The 9,461-nt window shown below is 61.7% G+C and carries 6 protein-coding genes; 3 read left to right on the plus strand and 3 right to left on the minus strand.

The genetic code is table 11. The annotated features are described in order from the left end of the window. Positions 1-207: 207 nt before the first annotated feature. A complete protein-coding gene (locus GQE99_RS00060; RefSeq protein ID WP_161349549.1) occupies positions 208-1,266 on the minus strand; it encodes an alpha/beta hydrolase in 1,059 nt (352 codons plus the stop codon). A gap of 280 nt (positions 1,267-1,546) precedes the next feature. Between GQE99_RS00060 and GQE99_RS00065 the strand changes: the two genes are divergently transcribed. Beyond that, the gene (locus tag GQE99_RS00065; protein ID WP_161349550.1) at positions 1,547-3,394 is read left to right on the plus strand and encodes a phospholipase D-like domain-containing protein; all 1,848 of its coding nucleotides are present in this window, start codon (positions 1,547-1,549) and stop codon (positions 3,392-3,394) included. Between the two features lie 524 nt (positions 3,395-3,918). Here the strand turns inward: GQE99_RS00065 and GQE99_RS00070 are convergent. Both GQE99_RS00070 and GQE99_RS00075 read right to left on the minus strand, forming a co-directional pair. Further along, positions 3,919-5,190 carry a helix-turn-helix transcriptional regulator gene (locus tag GQE99_RS00070; RefSeq protein ID WP_161349551.1) on the minus strand — a complete coding sequence of 424 codons (1,272 nt, stop codon included), beginning with the start codon at positions 5,188-5,190 and terminating at the stop codon, positions 3,919-3,921. 5 nt (positions 5,191-5,195) lie between these two features. Continuing rightward, positions 5,196-6,488, minus strand: a complete 1,293-nt coding sequence (locus GQE99_RS00075; protein WP_161349552.1) for an acetoacetate decarboxylase family protein — start codon at positions 6,486-6,488, stop codon at positions 5,196-5,198. A 408-nt stretch (positions 6,489-6,896) separates the two neighbouring features. On the opposite strand from GQE99_RS00075, the gene GQE99_RS00080 reads away from it, so the two are divergent. Together GQE99_RS00080 and GQE99_RS00090 are read left to right on the plus strand one after the other, a co-directional pair. Beyond that, complete coding sequence (locus tag GQE99_RS00080; RefSeq protein ID WP_161349553.1) at positions 6,897-7,256, plus strand: hypothetical protein; 360 nt, start codon at positions 6,897-6,899, stop codon at positions 7,254-7,256. A 752-nt stretch (positions 7,257-8,008) separates the two neighbouring features. Then, positions 8,009-9,064, plus strand: a complete 1,056-nt coding sequence (locus tag GQE99_RS00090; RefSeq protein ID WP_328794007.1) for a YiiX/YebB-like N1pC/P60 family cysteine hydrolase — start codon at positions 8,009-8,011, stop codon at positions 9,062-9,064. Positions 9,065-9,461 lie beyond the last annotated feature (397 nt).

Here is a 9,461-nt window from a genome sequence, read left to right on the forward strand (position 1 = left end):
GCTCATTCTTCTTTTTAAAGGCACGTCGCCCATTGCTCGCACAGCGGGTTTTGGTCGGTCAGAGCTAGGTTAGAATCTTCACCCAATGAGCCGCTAGACGAAATCCAACACGATTGTAGTCCGGGAACTCCGCCCTTGCGATTTGCGCATGGGCGTGGTGCCATTTTCATGCGTGGGTAATGGTGGTCGTTCGCTGACTTTGCCGCGCTATCGCTGTGGGTTAGTTGCCGTCTCGCGCCCGGTCAACATCCGCATTGCGTGTCCAATCTCATCGGGTCGGGACGTCCAGGCATCGAGCTCGGCCAGTAGTTGCGGCGAAGAGAATGCAACCCTGTGGTTGACGTATCCCTCACTGTACTCCGAAAGGTCGATCACTAGCGTATCATGACCTTCCAGGCTGTGCGGGTTATCCAGGCTGCCCAACCGCTCAGGTTCCCCGTGCATGATCGAAGACAACCGAAGTATCCAGTCTTCCGTAGACGTGAAGATGACGAAAGGATCTGGGCGGGCGGGGATGGATCGAAGCAGGTTGTCGAAACGCTCCACACCTATGTCCGGAGATGCGAGAAAGACCCCGCCGATGGTCGAAATAACCGACTTGTCGGACGCGGCTTGCAGGTCCGACAGCGCTTCGACGACGAGGCCGGCCCCGAGCGAGTGTCCAACCAAGATGATGCTTTCGGCCTGGGCGACGACGATCGCCTCGAGGAACCGCACGAAGTCCTTACGGGCCGCGGAAGAGGCCTGTTCGTCATGCGCATAGTCGAAGGGTGACAAGGTACTCGGCCAGGAAAAATAGGCCGAGACATGCTGGATTTGCCAATCCCGCATGATTTGTGCCGTCCGAAACAGACCTTCGGCATAGGTGACATTGAAACCGTGGACATAGACCAAGACCGTGCGACGCCCTGCGGGGCGTTCACGCAGCTTCGAGGCTAGATCGCTTGAAAAGGCAGTCTGTCCCGCGAAGGGATCGATGCCGGCAATAGCGAATTGCGACGCGGGGTTCGGCACGCCCCGCGCCATGGGCACATCTCCGGCCGCGCGGTCCTCGGGGTAGGCCACCGTGTGTACTGCAAATGAAAGCGGTGCCGACACGGCGTCTCGGCTTGGCCTTCCAAGGCTGTCGGTCGCCCTCGTGGTGCCGACATAGACCGGCAGTACATCGTCTTGGGACATGCTGGCCGGCGCGACAATGACGGCACGCGGGTGAACGGCGCAAGCCGAAATCAATGTCGCGGCCAGGATCAGCAGGCGCCAAGACAAGTGTGGACCTCACAGGTTATAGATCCTCGATACGCTGACATCAGGGGGCTTGCCAACGGATATCCTGCGTCGCCTCCCAAAAGGGGGGAAGTTCTACGCCGCGACAAAACAGCCGGTCTTGCCCAATCAAGGTAGTGCGTATCTTCAAGACTCATTCGTTTAAGTGATAGACATGGACGGGTGGTGCCAAGGCAAAGTGGCTCTTGCCAGCGGCGCCAGTGTGCGTACGGCGGTTCCTGAAACGACGACCCGCCGGTGAACTGATCCACCTGGGGGCATCATGGGAAAGATCGCCTTTCGGCTAGGAATGCTGCCCTTGGCAGCCCTGTTTGCGACACTGCTCATGAGCTGCGGTGTGCAAGAGGCTTCGAGGACGCAGTTGGTCCCGCCGGACGGTCCCCTCGTGGAAGCCTACGTGTTCTTTTCGGCGAACGGGCCCCAAAGGCCGGATGCTGCGTTCGATCTGCCCAGCGTCCCGCGCCGCGCAACGAAGCTGGTTCTGCAATCGCTGGAGCGCCATCCAATGCCCGCCCGGGTCACATGCGATGGGCCCGCCCGCCTTCAGATCGACGGCGACGACAGGTTCATCCGGCCCGGCGGCCGGCAGCCATTCCACCTGCCACCGCGAGGTGAGGCGCGTGCGCGAATGATCCTGTCGCCCGAGGTCTCCCGCTGCGAGGTTCGCTGGGGTGCCGAACGGAGCCTTGTACTTGCGCGTTCCGGCACGCCCGACAGTGTGTTGGCAGAAATCGATAATTTTCGGGAAATCTGCCCCGAGCCGGGTCCCGGCACAGGCAACGCTCTTGCAAGGGCGTTCCACGCCCACACCGGGCTCGACCAGACCTGCCCGATGAACACGGGGCAGGTCGATTTCGCGATCGACCCGCTGGATGCGCTGAATGCACGGATCGAGGCTCTGACCGGGCAGCCGGTTGCGCGTGAGGTGCTCGCCCAAGGTGACCCTGACATGCCGTTCGATTTCTCCGGCGCCCCGAAGCTCGATCTCATCGTCATGTCGTACCTGCACATCCGGGCCGACCTCTCCGGGCATCTCGTTCGGCGCATGATCGAATATCACGCGGCCCGCGGCACGAAGGTACGGGTCTTGATCAGCGCGACGCTGATGCTGGATCTTGACCGCACCTATTGGGAGAGCCTTTCCGCCAGACACCCGAACGTGCAACTGCAGTACTTCGAGTGGAATCCGCAGGGGATCGATACGCCGACCCGGATCATTGATGCGACCCAGCGGTCAAATCATACCAAGTTCTTCCTTACGCTCTCTTCCGAACCGGGTGCATCGCGGTTCATCACCGGCGGTCGAAACCTGCATGACGGTTTCTTTTATGACGATGCATTCGGATTGGACGGCCACCCGGAGCTGCGGAGCTACGCCGAAGGCGGGATCGAAGGCCTCGCCTGGCATAGCGTCTATTACGATTTCGAAATCGTCATGCGCGATGACCGGGTTGTGCGGGAGATTGCCAGCCATTTCAGCACGCTGTGGCACCGGGACAGTGATGGCGCCGTGCCCGTGCACATGACCGGGTCTGCGCCCGCCGCGGCGTTGCCCAACGATCGCCAAGTCCGGCATTTCATTTCCTATCCGTGGGCCGATGGACATGCACTGCAGTCCTACTACGTCGACTTGATCGATGCGGCTGAGTACGAAATCTTCGCAGTGTCGCCGTTCCTCTACCCACCGCCGCCGATCGTAGCCGCGTTTGAGCGCGCGGAAGCCAGAGGTGTTCGCGTCGTGCTCGTGTCGCGCATCAACTCCACGGATCCGCCCGGCTTTTTCACGACAGCGCTCAACCACGCGTTCCTGAACCAGCAGGCCGGACATTTCGAAAGGTGGAATTACGAGCCGGAGGGACACCTTATGCATAGCAAACTGCTGGTGATAGACCAGCACCTCTCCGTGGTATCCTCGACCAATTTGAACAGGCGGAGTTTCCTGCACGATACCGAAAACGGTATCGCGTTTCTGGATCGAGACATCTCGGTTCGGCTAGCGCAGGTGGTTGAAACCTACATCCGGGACGGCGAACGGATCACCGGGGAGGTTCCGACATCTGCATTGATGCGTGCCGTGTCGTCCGTACAGAGCATCTGGCATTTTTTTTGAGCTTTTATCTGAGAGACTTGGCTTGAGGTGGGGTAGGGGCACCCACGAGCGAGCCCGCCCTCGATGGCTCCGTTGAAGCTAGTCGCCCAGCAATTCCCTGCGAATTCCAAGAAAGGTATCGGGCATCAGAGTTGGTCCAACCCAAGATCAGCGCCCCGGGCGGTTTCATGTTATGATGATGGGATTACTGAAGGAGTATTTGCCGATGAAAGAGGAACTTCGTGCGCCGATGGTGCGTGCACGGCTTGAACATCATTACGGAGCTTTGCGCACCACGGTTTATGCGTTTGTCGGTTTGGCGGNATCGCTGCGTTGAACGAGGACGCGGGCCATGAAGTGGCGGAAACCGAGTACGGCAAGGTGATAAAGGCCAGGCGAATGGGGGCATTGAAAGCGTCGGCGACNCTGCCGTAGAGCGATCATGGGTGTACGGCCCTCGGTTGGTGACCCGCGGCGGCTAGAAAGTCTGCCGTGGACCAAGGCTGGTACGGCTTCGTTGCGCCGCCGAAGGCATTCCGACACGGTCAGTTCAACCGCGCCACGATGCTTGCCAGCTCGCTCTGCTTGGAAACATCGAGCTTGTCGTAGATGACCTTCATGGTGGAGCGAGCCGTGTTCTCCGTGATGTCCAACATCTGCGCGCAATGGCGGACGGTGTTGCCGGCGGCGATCGCGGCCGCCACGCGGGCTTCGGCCGGGGTCAGGCCGAGCATCCGGAGCAATGGCTGCACGTCTCGGGGTTGCCTGTCTGCCGGGTCCGAAAAGATCACGAGGACGGCTCTTTCGCCTGTGAGGACGGGCGCCACCGGCATGGCGCGTGCAAGAAGGGGCGTCGCATGGGTGGGACGTTCCAGGGCCACCTGGTCGGAAATCGTCATGTTCCGGTCGGACGGATTGATCAGCGCGTCGAGTGCTCGTTGGTCGTTGCGCCGCCAAGCCCGGAGGCGGCCATCGAACTGGGCATCCTGTAGGACCTTCTGCGCGGACTGGGTCATGTAAAGAACACGGCCATCAGTGGCCACGAGAGCCGCGGCATGCCCGATCCGCGTCAAGAGCTCCCCGAGCGCGATCTTCGCCATCTCGCCCTCGTCAGAGATGCTCTCGTCCGTGACGGGGCGCGGCTCGCCGATGACGAAGCTCGCGCCTGGCAGGTAGATGCCCCACAGCACGTCGAGGACGTCGAGATCGATCCGTTTGCCTGACCGACGGAGGCCGATCTTGCACTGGTTCACGGACACCTCTTCCATGCGCGAGGTGTAGGCGACGACGTTCTTGGCCAGCCGATCCTCCCAGTCCTGCACCAGATAAAAGTGTGTCCCCGAGGTGGGCGGTGTGTCTGAACCAACCGAGCGTTCCGCCGCCAACCGGCCAAGAATGCCGTCCTCGTCTTGTGCAGTGCCCGTAAATTGCCCGTGCTGCAGGTCGATGTTCGTGGTCGCCGGGCCGATGAACGGCCCCCATGGCGTTAATGCCTCAAGCGCCCGGCCGTCGTCATAGTGGCCCACGAGGTAATGCGCGGGAGACCCGTCCGGTGCATCATAGCCTCGGACTTCGATGCCGACGTAGAAGCAGGAGAAGGGGGCGATCGCCCAACCCGAAGGCGCCGTGTACATCGAGACGATGCCACAATGCGTTTCGTTAGGTTCCAGGCCTTGCGGCAAGATGCTACGTACTTGGGCCGGATCGAACGTGACGCCGGCCGACAGATAGTGGTCGACGTCCACTTGGTAGGGTGGCGGCGGCAGGGGCAGTTTGTCGTCGACTGTCGTGTGGAAGAAGGTCTTGGGCTGGGCCATGGGCGTCACTCCAGCCGGGCCACGATGCCGGCGAGCTCGCTTTGCTTCGAGATCCCGAGTTTATCGTAGACCACCTTGAGGGTGGAGCGCGCGGTATTGGCGGTGATCGCCAGGTGATCGGCGCAGTCGTTTACGGAACGCCCAGCCCCGATGCCGGCTGCGAGGCGGGCTTCGGCCGGGGTCAGGCCCAGGACCTGCAGAACCTTGTCGATATCCTTCGCCGGGCGGGCCTCCGGTTCATTGAAGAGCACGAGAAAGGCCGGCTCGCCCGCCATGGCTGCGGAGACCGGAAGGGCGCGGGCAAGCACGGGGAGCGCGTTGTCGGGCCGAACCAGGGCCACGGGCGGGGAGATCAAGGTGTCCTGGTTCCCCGTGCTGGCAATGACGCCATCGAGTTGTCGCTGATCCTCCTTGCGCCACGCGATGAGGCGTCCGCCAACCTGGGCCATGGCCAGCAGACTGCGGGCCTTGTTGTTGACAAACAGAAGGCGGCCATCCCGGCTTGCCAAGGCCGCGGCCAGACCGATCCGGCTGATGACATCCATCAGGCCGAGCCGGTGTGCTTCGGTATCGGGCGCGCCAGTCTTCGGGTCGTAAGGGTGGGGCTCTCCGATCGCCAAGGGTGTTTGGGGGCAATAGTAGGAGAACAGGAACTCCACCGGCTCGAGGGACTTTAGCATTGCAGCCGCTGCGTCCGTCAGCGCGTAGTCGACAACTTCAGCGCCACCGAACTGTGCCGTGTAGGTGACGTAGAAATGCGCCAGCCCGCCCTTGGGCGCATCTGCCAGGTAATGGTGTATTCCCGAGGCGGGCGCAGGTAGGTCGTCTCCCGTGCGCCGTAGCTCGATCCGAACCTCGGGCTCATCGCGCCCGCCTTCGCCGTACCAGGTCAAACCATCGTTCCACTGGCGGCTGTAACCGATTTCCATGCGGGCGTTGTAGTGGCGCCGAAATAGCCGCCCTGGCTGGCCTGAATAGTAGTTCACGGCGCGAAATAGCCCCGGGGTACCATCGGCGGACGCCGCGTGCTTCACGTCCAGTGCGACGTAGAGGAGCGAGTAAGGCTCGAGCCCCCATCCACCTGTCGACGTTAACATGCCAATAAAGCCGGTCGCCTCGTCCGCGATCTCGAGCTCGGCCGGCACGGCCGCGCGGACCGCGTCGCGGCGGAAGCGGGCCCGCAGGAACAGGAAATCCCGCGTCATGATCTGGTAGGGCGGTGGAGGATCCTCCCCGAAGTGCGCGATCCCGTGTGCTGCGTGGATGGGGTTTGGTCCGATGTGGTTCGTCTTGTCCATGGCCTATCCTCCCGATGGCCGGGACCGGTCCGCCATTTGGGCGCGGACCGTCGCGGCACCAAGAACAACCTGTCGTCTCGGTCGCCGCACGACGAGGCAAAGCCCGCGGGCGGGGACCGTTTGGGATGGGCCAACATGCCGATGGGTCACACGGACCGGCGTCGGTCAAGTTAGTCCCTAATATCGCCGATGGTCCGGTAACCTGTCCAGCCATTCCTTGCCCTGACGATCACCGGCCAAATCTGAGTGTCGCGTAGAAAAAGCCCTACGGAACCCCATGAATGTGGGGTGCCGGCCTCGCGACGGTCTGGAACGCTCAAGGGACAGCCCGCTCGGTCACAAGCCATCCCGCGGGCACCCCATCGCATGTTCGGACGACCCGAAGTGCTCCAGACACGGAGAAAGACCATGACCCGCATCGTTCAACTCGCAGCCCTTGCGCTCCTCGCGGCAACTGCCGGGTCCCCGGCCCAGGACCGCACCGCCGCGCCGTACGCCCCCATTGAGGTATCGCCCCTGGGCTGGCACGCGACACCGGCCCCCTACATTCCCCTGACGGAAAAACAGATCGCCGCCCGCAAGCGCGCCCAGATGATCCTTGAAGCCCGGGCCATCGCGAAAGACCGGGTGGTGCTGGGATACCTTCTCGTCCAGCCGTTGGGTGGCTCACACATGGCAGATGTTCCTGGCGTCGCCAGCTATCCGCCGGCTATTGTCGGTCCGCAGCGCGATGCTGCTGAGAGCACAAAGGTCGTGAGCCTGAACTGAAACCCGGATGGTGTGCCGACACCCGGTGCCTCACTCACTCCCTTCAAGGCACCGGCCTGCGCACCATGACCGCCCCGAGCTTCGGGGCGGTCTTCGTGAGAGCGGCAACAAGAGCCTCTACCAATAACGATGGATGAGCATCGGCGGCGGTCAGGCTTGGCTGGCCCCCGCCCGCGCGACGCCGAACGCCTGGGCGAAGAGCGCGCTGAAATAGAACGCGGTCGAGGTGATCTCGAGGTATTCCTCCATCCACGAAAGCGTCACGCGCGACAGGGGCAGCGTGAAGTAGTCGCCGTCACCCAGGTCCACGACCAGGTAGAGGCAATGGGCCGCGAAGCCGCACCAGAAGAGCGTGAGCGCCAAGCGGTGCAGCGGCTCGATCTTCGACAGGATGAAGATGCCGATACCGGCCGCGGCGATCAGGAAGATCTTGGGATGGTCGTCGTCGCCCGTGATCGCGATGGATTTCTCGTGGAGCATGAACAGCTCGTCGATGGCCACCAGCCCGATGGCCGCCGNGTAGAAGGTGGCGGTCGCGAAAAACGCGATCATGAAGGGGATGAGAACCCACGCGCCCGAAGGCATCGCGAGAAGTGATGCACCTTTGCGGGGATCCTGAGCCAAAGTCGGTGCCTCCAAAAATACCAGAGGATCAATTCCAAATTGCCTTGCAATAGGCGGTACGACGCTTATCAGCGCAAGCGTTTTCTCTTATTGAACGAAAGCGCTGTGGCGCAAGGCACCCACGGATAGTGTCCAAGGGGACGTCATCGAAGGAACCAGTTCTGGATGCGCGTTTCTCAAAGTGGGAAACGATTGATTTTCCAGCCCGGTCAGGTGATCCTTTGTCCAAACGGCAGGCAGTTTGGGATATGCCGAATTTGACGGGGAAGCTCTTGGCGCGTTTTCTTTTTCTATCGCAATTCATGGCCCTTACGGCATGCACACTTCCGAACCAGCATCCTGACTACACCGGGTTGCCCGAGGGTACGAAAGCATCGACCTTCACCTGCTGCGAAGATCCGGATCGGCAGCCGGATTGGTTTGCGGGCCTTGCGCTCGCCTTGTCCGAACCTCTGGCGCCTCTGTTCAATGCGGAATCGGGTAGTGGGCTCTTGGCCGCGCACCCCGCGGCCATCGAAAGGGTTGTCGACAAAGCCCGCCCACTAGACCTCCTGGTCTTTTCGTCGAAGAGCCATCTGTCTTCACGGATGTTGCCGGGCTGGTTCACGCATAGCGCGGTCTACATCGGGACAGAGGCCCAACTGCGCGCGATTGGGCTCTGGTCCCATCCCTCCATCAAGCCTTATCACGAGGCGATACGCGCTGGAGCCAACGTCGTGGAAGGCGTCTCGCCGAACGTCTCGTTCAGCGCGCTGTCGGATGTTCTTGGGCAACGCGACGCAGCGCTCTTAATACGCCCAGAAATCAATGTAGCACAGAAGCAAACCGTGGCGGCCCGCGCGCTTCGTCTCGTTGGGCGCCCATTTGACCATGCCTATGACCTGAACACGTGCGACAGTTTTGCCTGTAGCGAAGTGCTGGCTCGGTCATTCCCATGCCTGGAATTCCCGGTACGAGACGTGCAAGGATCGACCGTGTTGTTGCCCGACGATGTGGCTGCCAAAGCGATCCGAGGCGAGGATTTGCGCATCGTGGACTATGTCGAAGGTCGCGGAGAACAATGGGCCGCGCCTGGCGTAACCGGCGCGATGGAGCGTGTCGCGGGGTTCTGGGGGCCTACACCGATCGGACCGATTGCCCAAGTGTCATCTTCGCACGCCCTTCCTACCTGCAGCGTTCTGTAGACTGGCAATATTAGATTGTGACAGGGCGCGGTTTGGCAGCCGGGAAAAGCTCGGGAAGCAGCAGCATTTTGGGCGCTAGCCATATGCTGGCCAAGTTCGGAAAAAGGCAAAGTGCCGAGCGCTCCCGTTGCCCCTACCAAACTCCCACTGACATGTTGCGGGACAACGGCGGCTTTTAGCCGCATCGGCGCTGCACCGGTCACTTATGCAGTGTGAACAGGTCGGCGGGCGATCTGGCCAAGATGCTCAGACCTAACATTCGCGCTCTACTAGGGTCCGTTGGTCGGGGAGCCGAAGAGGTGCTGTGGTAAGCATCCGGCGTGGGCCGCGGTTAGGCGGCTTGTCGGAGTTCCAGGGGTTGCCAGTTCCAGGGTAGTAGGTCCGGCACCTGCGAGGC

This window comes from Maritimibacter harenae, from assembly GCF_009882975.1.
In the GTDB taxonomy this organism is placed as follows: Bacteria; Pseudomonadota; Alphaproteobacteria; order Rhodobacterales; family Rhodobacteraceae; genus Maritimibacter; species Maritimibacter harenae.

Coding starts and splice junctions, on each gene's coding strand:
- GQE99_RS00075 (WP_161349552.1), bottom strand. CDS start 6,488: ATGGACAAGACGAACCACATCGGACCAAACCCCATCCACGCAGCACAC.
- GQE99_RS00065 (WP_161349550.1), top strand. CDS start 1,547: ATGGGAAAGATCGCCTTTCGGCTAGGAATGCTGCCCTTGGCAGCCCTG.
- GQE99_RS00070 (WP_161349551.1), bottom strand. CDS start 5,190: ATGGCCCAGCCCAAGACCTTCTTCCACACGACAGTCGACGACAAACTG.
- GQE99_RS00080 (WP_161349553.1), top strand. CDS start 6,897: ATGACCCGCATCGTTCAACTCGCAGCCCTTGCGCTCCTCGCGGCAACT.